Origin of the sequence: Streptomyces sp. MUM 203J, assembly GCF_022414595.1 — a bacterium.
GTDB lineage: Bacteria > Actinomycetota > Actinomycetes > Streptomycetales > Streptomycetaceae > Streptomyces.
In genome coordinates this window covers 1-18,577 of record NZ_JADWYO010000086.1, presented here as the reverse complement: position 1 = coordinate 18,577, position 18,577 = coordinate 1, and the positions used below count along the sequence as shown (strand labels likewise).

The 18,577-nt window shown below is 73.4% G+C and carries 14 protein-coding genes and 1 pseudogene; 3 read left to right on the top strand and 12 right to left on the bottom strand.

The annotated features are described in order from the left end of the window. Positions 1-120 precede the first annotated feature (120 nt). Positions 121-1,299, bottom strand: a complete 1,179-nt coding sequence (locus I3F58_RS27335) for an ROK family transcriptional regulator (RefSeq protein WP_240111385.1) — start codon at positions 1,297-1,299, stop codon at positions 121-123. Positions 1,300-1,459: 160 nt separating this feature from the next. On the opposite strand from I3F58_RS27335, the gene I3F58_RS27330 reads away from it, so the two are divergent. Next, complete coding sequence (locus I3F58_RS27330) at positions 1,460-2,641, top strand: MFS transporter (RefSeq protein WP_240111384.1); 1,182 nt, start codon at positions 1,460-1,462, stop codon at positions 2,639-2,641. 179 nt (positions 2,642-2,820) lie between these two features. Here I3F58_RS27330 and I3F58_RS27325 read toward each other — a convergent pair whose 3' ends face one another. Further along, complete coding sequence (locus I3F58_RS27325; RefSeq protein WP_240111383.1) at positions 2,821-4,101, bottom strand: glycoside hydrolase family 6 protein; 1,281 nt, start codon at positions 4,099-4,101, stop codon at positions 2,821-2,823. A gap of 79 nt (positions 4,102-4,180) precedes the next feature. Here I3F58_RS27325 and I3F58_RS27320 point away from each other — a divergent pair, with 79 nt between their 5' ends. After that, positions 4,181-4,879 carry a DUF5995 family protein gene (locus I3F58_RS27320; RefSeq protein WP_240111382.1) on the top strand — a complete coding sequence of 233 codons (699 nt, stop codon included), beginning with the start codon at positions 4,181-4,183 and terminating at the stop codon, positions 4,877-4,879. 29 nt (positions 4,880-4,908) lie between these two features. Here I3F58_RS27320 and I3F58_RS27315 read toward each other — a convergent pair whose 3' ends face one another. The 9 genes from I3F58_RS27315 to fmt form a co-directional block, all read right to left on the bottom strand. After that, complete coding sequence (locus I3F58_RS27315; protein WP_240111381.1) at positions 4,909-6,618, bottom strand: NAD(P)/FAD-dependent oxidoreductase; 1,710 nt, start codon at positions 6,616-6,618, stop codon at positions 4,909-4,911. Positions 6,619-6,673: 55 nt separating this feature from the next. Continuing rightward, the gene (locus tag I3F58_RS27310; RefSeq protein ID WP_240111380.1) at positions 6,674-7,471 is read right to left on the bottom strand and encodes a carbon-nitrogen hydrolase family protein; all 798 of its coding nucleotides are present in this window, start codon (positions 7,469-7,471) and stop codon (positions 6,674-6,676) included. 565 nt (positions 7,472-8,036) lie between these two features. Then, entirely contained in the window at positions 8,037-8,492 is a 456-nt protein-coding gene (locus I3F58_RS27300) for an Lrp/AsnC family transcriptional regulator (protein ID WP_240111379.1), read from the bottom strand. 10 nt (positions 8,493-8,502) lie between these two features. After that, the gene (locus tag I3F58_RS27295) at positions 8,503-9,975 is read right to left on the bottom strand and encodes an amino acid permease (RefSeq protein WP_240111378.1); all 1,473 of its coding nucleotides are present in this window, start codon (positions 9,973-9,975) and stop codon (positions 8,503-8,505) included. Between the two features lie 345 nt (positions 9,976-10,320). Beyond that, entirely contained in the window at positions 10,321-11,763 is a 1,443-nt protein-coding gene (locus I3F58_RS27290; protein ID WP_240111377.1) for a GuaB1 family IMP dehydrogenase-related protein, read from the bottom strand. A gap of 177 nt (positions 11,764-11,940) precedes the next feature. Further along, positions 11,941-12,957 (bottom strand): sugar-binding transcriptional regulator, encoded by a 1,017-nt coding sequence (locus I3F58_RS27285; RefSeq protein WP_240111386.1) that lies wholly within the window; start codon positions 12,955-12,957, stop codon positions 11,941-11,943. 128 nt (positions 12,958-13,085) lie between these two features. After that, positions 13,086-13,769: a ribulose-phosphate 3-epimerase gene (rpe, locus tag I3F58_RS27280; RefSeq protein WP_240111376.1), complete on the bottom strand. Its 684-nt coding sequence runs from the start codon at positions 13,767-13,769 to the stop codon at positions 13,086-13,088. 219 nt (positions 13,770-13,988) lie between these two features. Beyond that, positions 13,989-15,431, bottom strand: coding sequence for an RsmB/NOP family class I SAM-dependent RNA methyltransferase (locus I3F58_RS27275; protein ID WP_240111375.1), 1,443 nt, complete (start codon positions 15,429-15,431; stop codon positions 13,989-13,991). A gap of 303 nt (positions 15,432-15,734) precedes the next feature. Then, positions 15,735-16,667, bottom strand: coding sequence for a methionyl-tRNA formyltransferase (gene fmt, locus I3F58_RS27270; protein WP_240111374.1), 933 nt, complete (start codon positions 16,665-16,667; stop codon positions 15,735-15,737). Positions 16,668-17,070: 403 nt separating this feature from the next. Between fmt and I3F58_RS27265 the strand changes: the two genes are divergently transcribed. After that, positions 17,071-17,589, top strand: coding sequence for a hypothetical protein (locus I3F58_RS27265; protein WP_240111373.1), 519 nt, complete (start codon positions 17,071-17,073; stop codon positions 17,587-17,589). Positions 17,590-17,742: 153 nt separating this feature from the next. On the opposite strand, the pseudogene I3F58_RS27260 reads toward I3F58_RS27265, so the two are convergent. After that, positions 17,743-18,577, bottom strand: a pseudogene (locus tag I3F58_RS27260) (primosome assembly protein PriA); the annotation flags it as partial.

Here is an 18,577-nt window from a genome sequence, read left to right as displayed (position 1 = left end):
TCCGGGGGCTTCCCGACGCGGACGCCCGGCCCGCCGGGGGCCCGGGGGCGGAGGCCCCGGGCGCCACGGCACGGGACCGGGCACTCGGCTGCTCCGCCCGAGGAGCGAGGGGTCGGGGCTTCAGCGTGGCCCCGGCGACGGGCCGCCGAACAGGTCGTCCTGTGCGGCGTCGCGTGCGGTGAGCAGCGCGCCCCGCAGCACCGCGCGCCCGCCGAGCGTACCGGCCCGGACCTCGGTCCGCAGCGGTGACAAGGCGGACAGCCGGTCCTCGACCCGGGCCGCCAGCCGGGGTCCGCCCGCGTGCCCGATCTCGCCGCCCAGGACGACGCAGCCCGGGTCGAGGACCGCGCCGACCGCCGCCGCGCCGAGGGCGATGCGCCCGGCCAGAGCGTCCAGGAACGCACCGGCCGGTTCACGCAGCGCCGCGAGCACCGCCTCCAGGTCGTCCGCCCCGCCCACCGGGCCGTACTCCGCGGCCAGGTCTCGTAGGGCCGCCGCGCCCACCAGGGCGTGGAAACCGCCGGCGCAGTCCGTCGCGGACGGCAGGGCGCCTGTTCCGGGCACCGGCAGAAAGCCCAGCTCACCCGCGCCGCCGGAGGCCCCGCGCCGCAGGGAGCCGTCCAGCACCACGGCCGCACCCACCCCGTGGCTCAGCCACAGCAGCACGAACGTGTCACGGTCCCGGGCGGTGCCCTCGCGCGCCTCGGCCACGGCGGCCAGATTGGTCTCGTTCTCGACGAGCACGGCACCGGGCAGCCGCTCCCGCAGGACGGTGACCAGGCGGCGGTGCCATGCGGGCAGCTTCGCGGAGTCGCGGAGTGTCCCGGTGGCCGGGTCCACGAGCCCGGGCGCCCCGATGCCGACGGTGTGGAGCCGGGAGGCGCCCGCCTCCTCGATCGTGCGTTCCAGGAGCGCGGCGGCCTGTTCGACGGCCGGGCCCGTGGCGGTGCCGCCGTCGACGGGCACGGACGCCTCGGCCAGCGGCACCCCGAGCAGATCGGTCACGGTCACGGAGACACCGCGAAGCCGTACGTCCAGGGCGGCCAGGTGGGCACGGCCGGAGACGATCCCGTACACCCGCGCGTTGGGCCCGCGCCGCTCGGCGCCCGTCTCCCCCACGACCTCGACCAGACCGGCCAGCTGGAGGCGTTCGACGAGGTCCGCGACGGTCGGGCGGGACAGCCCGGTGAGCTGCTTGAGCCGGCCGGCCGTCAGGGGACCCTCCTCCTGGAGCAGTCGCAGGGCGAGCCGGTCGTTGATGGCCCGGGCGGTGCTGGGGGAGGCGGGGGCGGTGGGCATGCCGTGATCCTTCCAGACCTTACTTTCAGGAAACCTTCCTGATAACTTACCTCGGCAGCACACAGCCGGGCTGCGCAGGACGGATCGGGGAGGATCTGTGCCGTACGACGGGGTGAGGACGAGCCGTGGCGGGGACCGGGCAGGACGTGGCACCGGTCAGGTGAGGCGGGCGCGGTACGCCGTGGCCGCCGTCTTCTGTGTGCACGGCTCGGTGACCGGCAGCTTCGCGACGCGGATCCCGTGGATCCAGGAGCACGCGGGCGTCGGCGCGGGGCAGCTTGGTCTGGCGCTCGCGTTCCCGGCGATCGGAGCATCGCTGGCGATGCCTCTGGCGGGGGCCGTGAGCCACCGGTACGGCGCCCGCGCGGCGCTGCGCGGGCTGCTGGCGCTGTGGACGCTGTCGCTGGCTCTGCCGTCGCTGGCACCGAACGTCTACGGCCTGTGCGCGGCGCTGCTCGTCTTCGGCGCCACGTCCGGGATGTCGGACGTGGCGATGAACGCGCTGGGCGTGGAGGTGGAGAACAGGCTGGGCCGTTCCATCATGTCGAGCCTGCACGGCATGTGGAGCGCGGGTGCGCTGCTCGGCTCGGCGGGCGGCACTCTCGCCGCGCATCTGGGCACCGACGCACGCCTCCACCACCTGTCGGCGGCGCTCCTGCTCACCGCCCTGGGCCTGCTCTTCTGCCAGGGCGTCCCGGACGTGCGGAGCGGGCGGGACGAGGAGGCGCCGCCGCGCTTCGCACTGCCGCCGAGGTCGGCGCTGGTGATCGGGGCGGTCGGCTTCTGCGGGGTGTTCGCGGAGGGCGCCAGCCTGGACTGGTCGGCGGTCTATCTCAGGGACCGCCTGGGGACCTCGGCCGCGCTTGCCGCCGCCTCCACGACCGCGTTCGCGCTGACGATGGCGGTGGCGCGTCTGCTGGGCGACCGGGTCGTGGACCGGTTCGGCGCGGTGCGGACGGTACGGGCCGGGGGCGCGGCGGCCACTGCGGGCGGCGCGCTGGTGGTGGCCGCGCCGCACCCGGCGGCCGCGATGGCGGGCTTCGGCCTCATCGGACTGGGCGTGGCGGTCGTGGTCCCGCTGGCGTTCGCGGCGGCGGCCCGCAGCGGGCCGGACCCGAGCCAGGCCATCGCGGGCGTCGCCACCATCACGTACACCTCGGGCCTGATCGCCCCCTCGGCCATCGGCGGCCTGGCCGACCTGACGTCCCTGACGGCCTCCTTCACCCTGGTCACCCTGCTGTGCCTGGGGCTGGTCGCGGGCGCGGGCATCCTGGGCGCCCGCAGCCGTGCCACCGCCCGGAAGCCCACGCCCGAGGCGCCCACGGGAGCCTCCCGTCCCTGAGGGCCGGGCCGGAGAACCCCGGCGGCGGCGAAGCCCGTACCAGCGTCCCTCCGCCATGGCCGGCCGACGCCTTCCGGCCTCGGCGCACCCGTCCCGCGACCGGAGACAGCGGGGGAGGGCGGACTCCCCCGCGCGCGGCAGGGGGCCGGAGACGGAGTCCTGCTCCGGGGCGGGGCGGGCTAGCGGAAGGAACCGCCGGAGGCCAGCTCGTACGCGTAGTCCGGCGAGAACGCCCCCGGCAGACCCCGGCAGCCGTCGGACTCGCCCGGGGGCTTGACCCACAGGTAGGCGTCGATGCGATCGGCCCCCGTACCGGTGGTCGGCGGCTGCCCGACGCCGCGCCCCGGCGGGTCGCACCAGGCGTCCGGCCCCGGCACCGGCGGCCCGTTGCCGTTGCGCCCCGTGTCGATGACCGCGCCGTGGCGGGCCGGAGCTCCCAGCGCGGCGAGCACCGCGCGAGCGTAGGCCGCCTCGTCCTCGGTGCGGTGGTACTGCGACACGTTGGTGAAGACCCCGTCCCCGTGCTCCACCGCCCCGGCCGCCCGCAGCACCCGGGCCATCTCGGCGGCCGGGTGCCAGGCCGAACTTCCCGCGTCGAAGTAGACCCGTGCCCGGGCGTTGCCCGCCTTCAGCGCGCGGGCCGCGCGGGCCAGTGACGCGTACCGGTCCGCGCGCCGGCCGGCGGGCAGGCAGTCGGCCATGGCCAGGGAGTCCGGCTCCAGCACCACGATCACCGGCCCGCCCCCCAGCCCCGCCGCGAACTCCCGCATCCATCCGTCGTACGCCGCGTGACTCGGCGCGCCCCCGCCCGACGCGCCCCCGCAGTCGCGGTGCGGGATGACGTACGGGACGAGCACGGGGAGCCGCGCCTGGGCCTCCGCCGCTGCGGTGACCGCGCGGACCCGGCTCCGGATCGCTCCCGGATCGTGGGACGTGAACCACAGGGCCACCGGGACCTGCGCGATCCGGGAGTCGATGAGGTCCCGGCGCCGGTCGCCGGGGTTGCTCCGGAGCCACTCCAGGGCCTGGGTCCTCGGGTGGCGGTAGAGGTCGAGTCCGTCCAGCGGACCGGCCGCCGCCTCCGCCGGATGTGGACCGGGCCGGTGTTCGGGGGAATCGGACGCCTCGGGCGTCCCGTCCGGAGTCGTCGGGGCGGAAGTCCGCACCTCCGCGTCGGGAACCGGCCTCGGCCCAGCCCGGGTCGGCGAGGGTTCAGGTGCCGGCACAGGCGGACCGGACGGCTGCGAGGTCCCGTCCGAGGCCACGGTCGGCCCAGCACCGCGCGAGGGCGACGCCCGGTCCCGTACCGGCGCGGGGCCGCCGTCCGCCCCCGACGGCAGCACGGTCAGCGCACCGGCCAGCGCCACCGCGGTCGCCACCGCCGCCATGGTGTGACGGCGCCGGGCACGCCGCCGGGCGAGCCGTTCCCTCCGCCGCTGGACCCGTGCGCCCGTGGACATCCCCTGCCCCCTCGCCCGTTCCGGGGAAGCCCCGTCCGGGGACTCCCCGGGCGAGGCTAACGACTGGGACCCTTCCCCCATGACGCAGATCGAGGAGTTCCTGTCGGTGGACTCGGTGGCCGAGCGGATGCGGGCGCTGCGCGCACGGTGGCCCGAGCAGGACGGGGTGGCGGTCTTCAACCGGGTCTATCTGAGCGTCACGGAGGAGATCGGACGCCGCGTCCGCGCAGGTGAGTTCCGCGAGCGGGTGGAGGCGGTCACCCTGGTCGTACGGTTCGCGCAGCGCTATCTCGCGGCGGTCGACGCGGCTGACGCAGGCCGCCGGCCACCGGCCTGCTGGCGCCCGCTGTTCGAGTACCGGCGCCATCCCGGCGTACGTCCGCTGCAGTTCGCGCTGGCGGGTATCAACGCGCACATCGGGCACGACCTGGCCCTGGCCGTGGTGGACACCTGCCGTACGCTCGGCTGCGCACCCGCCGCGCTGGAGGATGAGTTCGATCAGGTGGGCGAGATCCTCGTGCTGCTGGAGGAGCGGATCCGCGAGGAACTGATGCCGGGTCCGGACCTGCTGGAGGTCGCGGACCCGCTGACGCATCTGCTGGGCAGCTGGAGCCTGGAGCGGGCCCGCGACGGGGCGTGGCTCGCGGCCCGCTCACTGTGGCAGCTGGACCGGCTGCCGGCCGGCGGCCTCGCGGCGGAGCTGGCCGAGGAGTTCACCGAACGCCTCGACCGCTCCGTCGGCCTGGTGGGGCGGATGCTGCTCACGCCCCTGGGCTGAGACCTGGGCCTGAGCCCCTCGGACCGGGGTCAGTCCTCCGGCAGTTCCACCGGCGCGATCTCGTCGAACAGGTCGCCCGGGCCGGGGTTGGTCGGGTCCGTCTCGCCGCCGAGCTGGTGCATGACGCCCCACACCGCGTTCAGCGCGGTCTGGATGGCGCCCTCGGCCCACCCGGCCGTCCAGGAGATGTCGTCGCCCGCGAGGAAGATGCCGCGCTTGTCCTCGGGCAGCCGTTCCTGCATGAAGTGCGTGTAGAGGCGGCGCTGGTAGCGGTAGTGGCCCGGCAGGTTGGCCTTGAACGCGCCCATGAAGTAGGGCTCGTTCTCCCAGGACACGGTCACCGGGTTGCCGATGATGTGCTTCCGGATGTCGACCGTCGGGTAGATCTCGCCGAGCGACTTCAGCATGACCTCCATCCGCTCGTTCGCGGACAGCGGCAGCCACTTGAGGCTGTCGTCGCACCAGGTGTACGAGAGGCAGATGACGGCCGGCTTGTCCGGGCCGTTGTCCAGCAGGTACGTGCCCCGGGTCATGCGGTCGGTCAGCGTCATCGACATGACGTCCCGGCCGGTCGGGCTTCCGCTGTCATCGACGGCCTTGTCCAGCCAGAACGGCCTGTCGACCGGGACGAAGAGCTTGCTCGACTCCATGTAGTGGGTGCGCTCGATGGCCGTCCAGTGGTCGATCGGGAAGAGCGAGTCGTCGCACTCGATCTTGGACAGCAGCATCCAGGACTGGGCGGTGAAGATCGCCGCCTGGTACGTCCGGATGTCGCCGTTGGCGTCGGTGACCGTGATCCGGTTTCCGGCCGTGCGGTGCAGCCGGGTCACCGCGGGCTTCGGGTCGCCGCCGTGCAGCGACTGCAGCGAGGTGCCCGGCGCCCAGTGGACGATCTTCTCGGGCTCGCGCTCCCACAGCCGCAGCGGGAGCTGCTGGCTGCCGCCGACGATGCCGCGGTGGTGGTCGTCGGCCTCGGTGTAGACGACCCGGAGGATCTCCAGGATGGAGTTGGGGAAGTCGGTGTCCCAGCCGCCGGTACCGAAGCCGACCTGGCCGAAGATCTCGCGGTGCCGGAAGGACTTGAACGCCTCCGACTCGCAGAGGAAGCCGTAGAAGGTCTGGTTGTCGAGCTTCTCGACGAGCTTGGCCCAGATCTCGCGGATCTTCGGGACGTCACGCTCGCGCAGGGCGCGGTTCATGTCGGAGAAGTCGGCGCCCTCCTCCAGGCAGGCGTTCCACGCCTCCGCGACGTCGCGGTAGACCTGCGGCAGGTCGTCGATGGTCTCCGCGTAGTGGCTCTCGCCCTTCAGGTCGACGACGGTCGACGGGGTGGCCTCGGCCAGCGGGTTCGGGAACGGCCTGGTCTCCAGGCCGACCAGGTCGATGTAGTGCTGGAGGGCGGTGGAGGAAGGCGGGAAGCGCATCGCGCCCAGCTCGCAGTTGACCTCGTCGTCGACCCCCTCGAAGCCGACCGTGCGAAGGCGGCCACCGAGCTGGTCGGCCTCGTACACGACCGGCTTGAGGCCCATCTTCATCAGCTCGTACGCGGCGACGACGCCGGACAGGCCACCGCCGATGACCGCGACCTCGGTGCCGTGCTCGGTCGCCGGGATCTGGCCGAGCCCCGCCGGGTGGGCGAGGAAGTCGTCGTACGCGTAGGGGAAGTCCGGGCCGAACATGGTGATCGGCGGCTGCTGCGCGTCGGTGTGCTGGACGGCGTTGGGCACCGTGGACGTCATGGGGTGCGGACTCCTTGCGCGGGTGACGGAACGAGGGGGGATGCGGGGTGCGGGCTCAGACGAGCGAGGCGTACAGGGCCGGGCGCCGGTCCTGGAGGTACGGGTTCTCCGCGCGGGACCGGCGGAGCAGCTCGGGGTCGGCGTCGCCGGTGACCAGCTCCTCGCCGTGCCCGGCGCGGGCGCGGGCGGTGCCGTCGGGGCCGGCGAGCGCGGACAGCCCGACGAACTCGAAGGCGCCTTCGGGGCCGGTGCGGTTGGCGTACGCGATGTAGAGCTGGTTCTCGAAGGCGCGCACCGGCACGACCGCCCGGGCCACCACCTGAGCGGGGTGCATGAGCGCGGTGGGCACCAGCAGCAGGTCGGTCCCGGCCAGGGCGTGCGCGCGGACGTTCTCGGGGAACTCCACGTCGTAGCAGATCATCAGGCCGACCCTCAGTCCGCCGAGCTCCGCCTGGACGACCGGCCGGTCGCCGGGAGTGAACCACTTCTGCTCGAAGTCGCCGTACAGGTGGGTCTTGCGGTAGTTCGCGAGGCGGGTGGCGTCGGGGCCGATGAGCTGTGCGGAGTTGTAGACCGCCTCGCCGTCCCGCTCGGGGTAGCCGTAGGCGAGGGCGATGCCGTGCCGGGCGGCGATCTCCGCGACCGCGTCGGCGGCGTCACCGTCGGCGGGCTCGGCCAGCCGCTGGACGTCCCCGTCGATGGCGTACCCGGTCAGGAACATCTCCGGCGCGACCAGCAGCCCGGCACCCGTGGCCGCCGCGCGGGCCGCGGCTCCGTCGAGGACCTTGAGGTTGGCAGCCACGTCACCGAGCTGTCCGGAGCTCTGGAGCAGGGCGGTACGCAGCGGCGGCATGGGCGGGAACCTCGTCGGGTGCGGCGGGGGCGGGGTCAGGAGGGGATGCCAAAACGGTACGGTCCGGGAGTTTCCCCGGACAAGGCGCGACCGTTGCGGACCGACCGTCGAACCGTTGCGCGATCCGGCGACTGGGCGGTGATTCGTTGCACGCCGGTGGGACCAGGGCCGTACGGCCCTCTCCGCCGGGCGGCGGAGACGGGACCCGATGTGGCGCGATGTGCCTGGGGCGGGCGCGACGGGACAGCCGGGGACGTCCGAACAGGGGAGAAGGGACCGCCATGAACCGCCGTACGAAGATCGCCGCGTCAGTTGCCGCGCTGCTGTTCACGGCCGGGGCCACGGGCTCCGCCGCGGCGGCCTGGGAGGAGGGGCGCCGTCCCGGCGAGGTGCGGGAGGCAGCCGCGCTCACCGGCACGGCGAAGCTGTACCGCCCGGCGGGTGAGGACATCACGTTCAGCTTCGACGCGCACCTGGCGGCGGAGGACGCCACGGAACCGCTGAAGGCGAACGGCACGTTCTCCTTCGGCCACTTCAAGGACGGCCGGGTCACGGCCCCTCGGGGCTACGCGGGCGAGCCGGAGGAGAACCGTCGCAGCAGCGGCGACAGCACCAGCACGGACTTGGTCCGCTCCACGAACGGCTCCCCGGCGATGCGTTCCAGCACCCGCTCGAAGTGCCGCATGTCCGACGCGAAGACCTGGACGATCGCGTCCGCCTCCCCCGTCACGGTGGAGGCGGACGCGACTTCCGGATACCGCTCGAGACCGCGCTGGATGGTCTCGGGCGAGGTGTTGCTGCGTGCGTAGATCTCGATGAACCCCTCGGTCTCCCAGCCGAGCGCCGCCGGGTCCACCCGTACGGTGAAGCCGGTGATGGCACCTTCGGCCCGGAGCCGGTCCACGCGGCGCTTCACGGCGGGTGCGGACAGTCCGACGAGCGAGCCGATGTCGGCGTAGCTGCGGCGGGCGTCTTCCGCGAGGGCGTGGACGATGCGTTCGTCGAGGTCGTTCAGTCGCACGAGCGGGGGATCACTTCTCTGCAGTGGCCAATCGGGAACGGCGCATGCCGTACAGGAAGTAGAACACGAGGCCCGCGGCCATCCAGCCGCCGAACCACATCCAGGTGACGGCGGGCAGGCCGAGCATGTTGTAGGCGCAGAAGAGGAAGCCCAGGATCGGGGTGACCGGGAACAGCATCACCTTGAAGGTGCGGTTCATGTCGGGCCGCGTGTAGCGCAGGACGACGACGGCGACGTTGACCAGCGCGAAGGCGAAGAGCGTGCCGATGCTGGTGGCGTTGGCCAGTTCACTCAGCGGGATGAACGCGGCGAGGGTGCCGCAGAACAGCGAGACGATCACGACGTTGGCGCGCGGGGTGCCGGTCTTCGGGTCGACCTTGGCGAAGACCTTGGGCACCAGGCCGTCGCGGGACATCGCGAAGAGGATGCGGGTCTGGCCGTACAGGACGGCGAAGACGACGCTGGCGATGGCGACGACCGCGCCCGCGGCGAGCACGACACCCCAGAAGCTCTGGCCGGTGACGTCCTTCAGGATCTGCGCGAGGGCCGCCTCGGTGCCCTCGAAGTCCTGCCACGGCATGGCGCCGACGGCGACGAGCGCGACCAGGCAGTACAGCACGGTGACGATCAGCAGCGAGAGCATGATCGCGCGCGGCAGGTCCCGCTTGGGGTCCTTGGCCTCCTCGCCGGCGGTCGAGGCGGCGTCGAAGCCGATGTACGAGAAGAACAGGGTGGCCGCGGCGGCGTTGATGCCGGCGACGCCGAGCGGGGCGAGCGGGGTGTAGTTGCCCGCCTTGATGCCGAGGAAGCCGATGCCGATGAAGAGCAGCAGCGTCACGATCTTCACCACGACCATGATCGTGTTGATGCGGGCGCTCTCCTTGGCGCCGCCCATCAGGAAGACCATCGCCAGCAGGACCACGACGAGGGCGGGGAGGTTGATGAAGCCGCCCTCGCCGATCGGCGCGGAGACCGCCTCGGGGATGGTCACGCCGAGGATTCCGTCGAGCAGCTCGTTCAGGTACTCGCCCCAGCCGACCGCCACAGCCGAGACCGAGACGCCGTACTCCAGGACCAGGCACCAGCCGCAGACCCAGGCGATGAGTTCACCCATCGTTGCGTACGCATATGAGTACGAGGAGCCGGAGACCGGTATCGAGCCGGCCAGCTCGGCGTAGGAGAGCGCCGAGAAGAGGGCCGTGAGGCCCGCGATGACGAAGGAGATCGCGACCGCGGGACCGGCGAGCGGCGTGGCCTCGCCGAGCACGACGAAGATGCCGGTACCGAGCGTGGCACCGATGCTGATCATCGTGAGCTGCCACATGGTCAGCGAGCGGCGGAGCGAGCCGCCCTCGCCCTGGCCACCCTCCTTGACCAGCGTCTCCACCGGCTTGCGTCGCGCGAGGGCGGCGAGCGGGGAGGCTGTGGGGGGCTTCGGGGCGGACGGCTCGGTGGCCGGTGGCGCTGCGCCGTGGTCGAGCACTGCGAGGCTCCTTCATCACTGCGGGGGTCGGGGCGGGGGTGACCGACGGCGGCAGGGCAGCGGGAAAACAGCCCGCGAAGGAGCCCAGGGGGCAGGGGACCGCCGAGCAGACGGTCACCGCCACTCCAGGTACGAGCCCAGAGCCTAAGTCCCCGGGCGTCGCAGTCGTAATGCATCGTTGTTGCGCATCGGCAGATGATCATTGCACGCTTCGGGCGCAGACGGGAAAACATTGTGCGCTGCTGCACGAATCCGCATATGGGTGCCTTCGGAAGCCCCGTCGGCCATCGAAACGAAGGAGCCGCCCCTGCGGATGCAGGGGCGGCTCCTCGTGGATCCGGAGCGTCAGCTCCAGCTGGCGTGCAGCGGCTTGCCCTCGGCGTATCCGGCGGCGCTCTGGACGCCGACGATGGCCTTCTCGGCGAACTCCTCGACGGAGGCGGCACCGGCGTAGGTGCAGGACGAGCGGACGCCCGCGATGATCGAGTCGATCAGGTCCTCGACACCCGGTCGGGCCGGGTCGAGGTACATGCGCGAGGTGGAGATGCCCTCTTCGAACAGCGCCTTGCGGGCCCGGTCGTAGGCGGACTCCTCGCTGGTGCGGTTGCGGACGGCACGCGCGGAGGCCATGCCGAAGGACTCCTTGTAGAGGCGCCCGTCGGCGTCCTGCTGGAGGTCTCCCGGGGACTCGTACGTGCCCGCGAACCACGAGCCGACCATGACGTTGGACGCACCGGCGGCGAGCGCCATGGCGACATCGCGCGGGTGCCGCACGCCGCCGTCGGCCCACACGTGCTTGCCGTACTTCCTCGCCTCCGCGGCGCACTCCATCACGGCGGAGAACTGGGGGCGGCCCACGCCGGTCATCATGCGCGTGGTGCACATGGCGCCGGGGCCCACGCCGACCTTGATGATGTCGGCACCCGCGTCGACGAGGTCCTTGACGCCCTCGGCGGAGACGATGTTCCCCGCGACGACCGGGACGTGGGGGTCGAGACCGCGCACCACCCTGATCGCGCTGATCATCGACTCCTGGTGGCCGTGCGCCGTGTCGATGACAAGGGCGTCGACGCCCGCGTCCAGCAGTTGCTTGGCCTTGCCCGCCACATCGCCGTTGATGCCGACGGCGGCGGCGATGCGCAGCCGTCCGCGCTCGTCGACGGCGGGGGTGTACAGGGTGGCGCGCAGGGCGCCCTTGCGGGTCAGGATGCCCGCGAGGCGACCGTCCCCGTCGACCGCCGGGGCGTAGCGGCGGTTGTGGTGGTCGAGGGTGTTGAACGCCTCGCGGGGGTCGATTCCGGCGTCGAGCAGGAGCAGGTCCCGGGACATGACCTCGGACAGCTGGGTGAAGCGGTCCACACCGTTCAGATCCCGGTCCGTGACGACGCCGACCGGCTTGTGGTCGCCGTCCACGACCACCCCGGCGTTGTGCGCCCGCTTGGGCAGCAGGGACAGGGCGTCGGCGACGGTCTGGTGCGGTTCCAGCACGATCGGCGTGTCGAGGACCAGGTGGCGGCTCTTGACCCAGGAGACGACATCGGTGACGACGTCGATCGGGATGTCCTGGGGGATCACGACGAGGCCGCCGCGGCGGGCGACGGTCTCGGCCATCCGGCGGCCCGCGATGGCGGTCATGTTGGCGACGACCAGAGGGACGGTGGTGCCGGTGCCGTCGGGGGTGGAGAGGTCCACGCCCTGGCGGGAGCCGACGGCCGAGCGGCTAGGCACCATGAACACATCGTCGTACGTGAGGTCGTACGGCGGCTTCAGGTCATTGAGGAAACGCACGTGCTGAACATCCAGTCGTTCGGAGGCGGCCCCCGGGCATCTCAGCCAGAGGGAAAAGCACGTACTTCATTCTCCCATGCCTACGGGCGTTCGAACCCCAGGCGAAACCTCCAGGTCACAGCGGGTGACCTGGGAGATTCCTCCAAACGTGGGAGAGCTGCCGCCCGATACGGCTCCTCAGGCGTTGTCCGGGTCGAAGCGCTCCAGCGCGGGGCGCGGCCCGGGCTCGGACTCGGTGAGCAGGTGGTCGGCGGCGACGGTGTCGGTGACCAGGCTGGTGACCAGACCGGAGCGCAGTACGGCTCCGATGGCGGCGGCCTTGCGTCGCCCGCCCGCGATGGCGACGACCTCGGGGATCCGGCGCAGCCGGTCGGCCTCGACGGTGATGCACCGCTCCCCCAGGTCGCGCCCGACACGGCGGCCGGAGGCGTCGAAGAGGTGAGCGGACATCTCGGCCGCGACACCGAGCGAGGCGTAGTGGGCACGCTCCTCGTCGGACAGCATGTCGTGGACGGTGGACACACCCGGCTCCCAGGAGCCGATGGACACCGCGGCCACCGTGACCTTGTCGAAGTACTCGAAGGCCCGGGCGATGCCGGTCTGCTCGCGCAGCGCGGCGGCGGTGGCCGGGTCGGGCAGCAGCATGGGCGCGTAGATCGGGTGGGCCTCGCCGCCGGAGACCTGGGCGGCTCGGCGGACGGCCTCGACGGAGCCGCGCTCGGCGGTGCCCGCGTCGTACACGCCGGTCAGCTGGACGACGGTACACGGGGGGAGCCGGTCGAGGGCGGCGGCCATGTGGATGGTGGACCGGCCCCAGGCCAGGCCGAGGACGTCGCCCTCGGCCACCAGCTCGCCGAGCAGGTCGGCGGCGACCTCGCCCAGGTTCTCCGGGTCGGGCGATTCGTCCTCGCCCTCGGCGGGGGACTCCACGACGACGGCGTGGCGCAGACCGTAGCGGGCACGCAGGGCGTCGGACCGCTCCGCGTCCAGTTCGGCCGGGACCCGGATCTCGATCCGCACGAGATCCCGCTCCAGGGCGGTCTCCAGGACCCGGGCCACCTTGAAGCGGCTCACGCCGAACTCCTCAGCGATCTGGATCTTGGATTTGCCCTCCAGGTAGAAGCGGCGGGCCATGGCCGCCGCCTGCACCAGCTCCGCGGGTCCCATCCGCAGGGCTGGACGTCCCGCCGACATTGCAGACACCGCGTTCTCCTCACTGCTGTTCGCACTCCGGGTCGCCCATCCTTGCAGATCCGGAGAGGGTTGATCAGTCCTGTTGGTTTGCGTTCATCTGCCGGTGACCGACTGGTGGCCGGCCGTGGTCAGTGGCCGCACGCCCAGGCCGCCCCCGAGGTCGCCCGAGTGGCCTGGTCACGCAGCTCACGCACGGCGGCACCGGGGTCGTCCGCGCCGTACACGGCGGACCCTGCGACGAAGACGTCGGCTCCCGCCTCCGCGCACCTTTCGATGGTGGAGACGGACACCCCGCCGTCCACCTGGAGCCACAGCTCCAGGCCGTGCTTGGAGATCAGCTCACGGGTGCGGCGGATCTTGGGCAGCATGATGTCGAGGAACGCCTGCCCGCCGAAGCCCGGTTCAACCGTCATGATCAGCAGCATGTCGAGCTCGGGGAGCAGATCCTCGAACGGCTCGACGGGCGTGGCGGGCTTGAGCGCCATCGAGGCGCGGGCGCCCTTGGCCCGGATCTCCCGCGCCAGCCGCACGGGCGCGGCGGCGGCCTCCACGTGGAAGGTCACCGACCCGGCACCGGCCTCGACGTACTGGGGAGCCCAGCGGTCCGGGTCCTGGATCATGAGATGGCAGTCCAGCGGGGTGTCCGTGGCCCGGCTGAGGGACTCGACGATCGGGACGCCCAGGGTGAGGTTGGGCACGAAGTGGTTGTCCATGACGTCGACGTGCAGCCAGTCGGCCCCCTCGACGGCACGGGCCTCGTCGGCGAGCCGGGCGAAGTCGGCGGACAGGATGCTGGGGTTGATCTGGGCCATGAGCCAAGCCTGCCATGCCCCGCGGGCGGCGTTGACCCGTATCCCCTGCCGGGCCGCCGACAGCGGGATGACACATGCACACAACCCCGGCAAACCACCCTGAGGCAGCTCTCGCGGCGCCCTTCCCGGTCGGGATGCTGCTCCCGGAGCCCGTCCCTCAGCCGCCGGAGGAGCCCAATCCGGCGGGGCCCTCCGTCCGGCCGGGACCTCCGGGGCCGGTCACCCCACGCGTCGCAGCAGTGCCAGGTACATCGCGTCCGTGCCGTGCAGATGCGGCCACAGCTGGATGTCGGGCCCGTCCCCGAGCGCGGGGACCCCCGGCAGCAGCGGCCGCGCGTCGATCAGCTCGGCCCGTACGTCCCCGGCCGCCCCCCGGCCCTTCAGGACGTCGTCCACGACCGCGCGGGTCTCGGCGAGATGCGGCGAGCACGTCGCGTACCCGACGACCCCGCCGGTCCTCGCGGCTCGCAGGGCCTCGGTCAGCAGCCCCCGCTGCAGCGGCGCGAAGCCTTCGAGGTCCTCGGGCCGGCGGCGCCAGCGGGCCTCCGGGCGCCGCCGCAGAGCGCCGAGCCCCGAGCAGGGCACGTCGACCAGCACCCGGTCGAACGACCCGGGCCGCCACGGCGGACGCGTGCCGTCGGCCGTGACGACCTGGTACGGGCCCGGGTTGCCGGCCAGCGCACGTGCGACGAGCCGGGCACGGTGCGGCTGCTTCTCCGACGCGAGCAGCGCGGCCCCCCGCTCGGCGGCGAGGGCCCCCAGCAGGGCCGCCTTGCCGCCGGGCCCGGCGCATCCGTCGAGCCACCGCTCGTCGGGACCGTCGAGCGGCGCGGCGGCCAGGGCGAGGGCGACCAGCTGACTGCCCTCGTCCTGCACGCCGACCCGCCCGTCCCGGACCGCGTCGAGTGCGCCCGGCTCTCCGCCCTCCGCGAGCCGCACGGCGTAGGGCGACCACCGGCCGGGGCGCCCCGCCTGCTCGCCGAGCGCGTCCAGCAGCTCCCCGGTGGTGGCCCGCCCGGGCCGGGCCACCAGAGTCACCTCCGGACGCTCGTTGTCGGCGGCGAGGAGATCCTCGATACCGGCCCGGCCCCCGCCCAGCGCGTCCCACAGAGCGGACACGACCCAGCGCGGGTGCGAGTACACGACGGCGAGGTGGTCCTCGGCGTCCTCCTCGTACGGCGGGGCAACCCGCTCCAGCCACCCGTCCAGGTCGTCCTGGGCGATCCGCCGCAGCACGGCGTTCACGAACTTGGCGCGTCCGTCGCCCAGCACCACGCGGGCCAGTTCGACTGTCGCGGACACGGCGGCGTGCGAGGGGATACGCGTGCCGAGCAGCTGGTGGGCACCCAGCGCCAGCACGTCCAGCACGGGCGGATCGACCTCCCGCAGCGGCCGGTCGGTGCAGGCGGCGATGATCGCGTCGTACGTGCCCTGCCGACGCAGCGTCCCGTACACCAGCTCGGTGGCCAGCGCCGCGTCCCGCGCCTCGAAGTCGCCCTTCTCCCGGGCCTTCCGCAGCAGCGGGGGCAGCACGAGGTTGGCGTACGCGTCCCGCTCGTCGACGGCACGCAACGCCTCGAACGCGAGAATCCGCACGGGATCCTTCTTGGGGCGCCGGTACGGCTTGGAGGGACGGCGACGTGCGGCCTGCTGCTCGCTCAAAAGGTGCTCCGCGATTCGGTTCGGTCGAACCGTTCCAGCGTAGTCCCGGCCCGCCGCCGGGCGGGCGCCGGGCTTGTGCGCCGGCCGCGGGCGCCGCACGTCACAGGGCGATCGGCCGGTACGAGGGCCCGGTCCACCACCTCGTCGGCGGTGCTCCCCTGCTCCGGCGGCCGGAAGACCGGGCCGGGACACGGCCGGAGGGACGGCCGGGGGACCTGTCGAGGCCGTCCGCTCCTCCTCACGGACACGGTCCGCGTCCATGATCCGCCGCCCACCGGCGCGACCGCCTCGGTGCGGCGCGTCTCAGGCGCCCAGCCTCTCCCCCGCCGTGAGCCTGGCGCCCCGCGCCCAGTCCGCGCCGCCCATGGGCTTCTTGCCCTGGGCCTGCACCCACAGGAGTTCCACCGCATGGGAGCCGGTGCCCACGTAGAGGTTCTTCTTCCCCGCCGCGATCTCGCCGGGCTCCAGGTCGGTCCGCTCCGGCACGGGCTTCACCTGCACCAGTTTCAGCCGCTCGCCCCGGAACAGGGTCCACGCCCCGGGCGCGGGTGTGCAGCCGCGTACGACGCGGTCGACCCGCAGCGCGGGGGCCGACCAGTCCACCCGGGCGTCCTCCACCGTGATCTTCGGCGCGAGCGTGACGCCCTCGTCCGGCTGCGGCACGGCCTTGAGCGTGCCGTCCTCGATGCCGTCCATCGTCGCGGCGAGCAGCCCGGCGCCTGCGAACGCGAGCCGGGTCAGCAGGTCGCCGCTGGTGTCGGTGGGGCGGACCTCCTCGGTGACGACCCCGTACACGGGCCCCGAGTCCAGTCCCTCCTCGATCTGGAACGTCGAAGCGCCGGTCACCTCGTCCCCGGCCATCAGCGAGTGCTGCACCGGCGCGGCACCACGCCAGGCGGGCAGCAGCGAGAAGTGCAGGTTGACCCAGCCGTTCTGCGGGATGTCGAGCGCGACCCGGGGCAGCAGGGCCCCGTAGGCGACGACGGGGCAGCAGTCGGGCGCGATCTCCCGGAGCCGGGCCAGGAAGTCCTCGTCCCGCGGCCGGACCGGCTTCAGCACCTCGATCCCGGCCTCCGCGGCCCGCTCGGCCACCGGGCTGGCGACCAGCCGTCGCCCCCGCCCGGCGGGCGCGTCGGGCCGGGTGACCACGGCGGCCACCTCATGGCGGTCCGAGGCGATCAGGGCGTCCAGGGCGGGCACGGCGACCTCGGGGGTGCCTGCGAAGACAAGCTTCACTCGTTGTACCTCGTGTTGTCAGGAGCGGGCGGGCGGAGTGCGGCCGGGGGTCCGGGGGTTGCCCCAGGGAAAGCACCGCACTCGTTGTACCTCGTGCTGCCGGGAGCCGGGCGGACGGAGTACGGCCGGGGGCCGGAGAGGGGGTGTCTCCCGGGAAAGCACAGGACCCCTCGCACCTGGAGTCGGGAGTCCCGAGGCCGTCCCCCGGAAAACGCAGCGCACCAGTCTAAGGGCGCGGCTGCCGCAGGGGGCGTACGAATATCCGTGCGCCCTGCGCATATGCGGATACGCCCCTCGTGCGTGACCCCACGACGGGTGGCGCGTTGTCAAGAGAGATTGACCGTATCGGGCCGCCCTCGTATGCGGCCCGTCCCTTTTCAACGCCGGTTCGAGAGGCTTGTCGATGGCCGACCACGCAACCCACGACGCCCAAGCCCGGGCAAGCCTGCACCTGTTGGTGCGGGACATCGAGCGGGTCCGCCGGCAGGTGGACGCCCTGCGCACGCTCACCGCCCAGCTGGGCAATGTCTACCGCCCGCGCCGCTCCGGCCCGTCGACGGGCTTCGTCGTCTACGGCAGGGCTCCGGCCCCCACGGTGCGGCTCGCGCAGGAGCTGCGGGACAGTGTCGAGACGCTGGTGACCGCCGCGGTGGACTTCGACCGTTCGCTCGGGTTCTCGTGGGACGCGGTGGGCTCGGCGCTCGGGGTCACCAAGCAGGCGGTGCACCGCCGTTACGGCTCGCGGCGTGCGGCGGCCCAGCAGGCCGCCACGGCGGAGGCAGACGGGGAGACGGGCGGGACGCGGACGGTCCCGGCGGGCCAGCCGGTGGCGTCGGTGCCCGCGGCACGCTCCATGCCGCCGCAGCCGACGTCCATGCGGGACGAGGCCCGCCCGGCGTTTCCGTCGCCCCGCAACGGCTGAGCGGGAGTCTTCCCCCGCCCCGTCCCTGAACCGGGGGTGCCGCCCCCGGAATCGCGCCGTGAAGGCCCCCTGCCCGAAGAGTTCGGGGGAGCACGTCCTCAAGCTCTGGAGGGCCTGATCCCGATCCCTCCAGAGCTTGAGGATCCGTCCTCCTCACCCGATGTCCAGCGGGTCGATCCGTAGCCGCACCGGCCCCACCTGGTCCCCGCGCCGCGCCGCCGTCCGGGCCGCCTGGGCCCGCTTGAGCGCGGCTGCCAGAGCCTGGCCGCTGCCCGGGGGCACCCGTACCAGGGCCCGCTCCCACAGCTCGCCCGGCGGGGGAGCGCCCGTCCGGCGTGGACCGCCCGGCACGGAGGGACGCACGGGTACCGGTCCCAGTACCTCGGCGTCCGGGGGAAGCTCGGCCGCCGCGAGAAACCCCGCGACGGCCTCCGGGGGCCCGGCCACCGACGCCATCCGGGACACCGGAGGGAAGCCGAGCTCCGCCCGCTCGGCCAGTTCGCGCTGGGCGTGGCCCACCGGGTCCCAGCGCACCAGCGCCTGCACGGGCCGCAGGGTCGGCTCGGCCACCACGACGACCGTGCCGCCCTCGGCCTGCCCCCGCACCAGGGATGCCGCGTCCGTCCAGCGCCGTAGCGCCTCCTCGGCGGCCCGCAGGTCGGGGCGGCCCAGCAGGGCCCACCCGTCCAGCAGCAGCGCGGCCGCGTAGCCGCCCTCCGCGACCGGCTCGGCGCCCGGGGTGCTGACCACCAGGGCGGGCCGCGCAGGTACCGCATCGAGGACGTGGTCCCGCCCCGAGGTCCGGACCGGGACCGCCGGAAACGCCCGGCCCAGCTCCTCGGCCGTGCGCCCCGCGCCCACCACGCTGGCCCGCAGCCGCGGGGAGCCGCACTCGGCACAGTGCCAGTCGGGCTCGCCGCGCCCGCACCACGCGCACCGCAGCGCGTGCTGCTCGGGCGCCTCCAGCGGCCCCGCGCAGTGCCGGCAC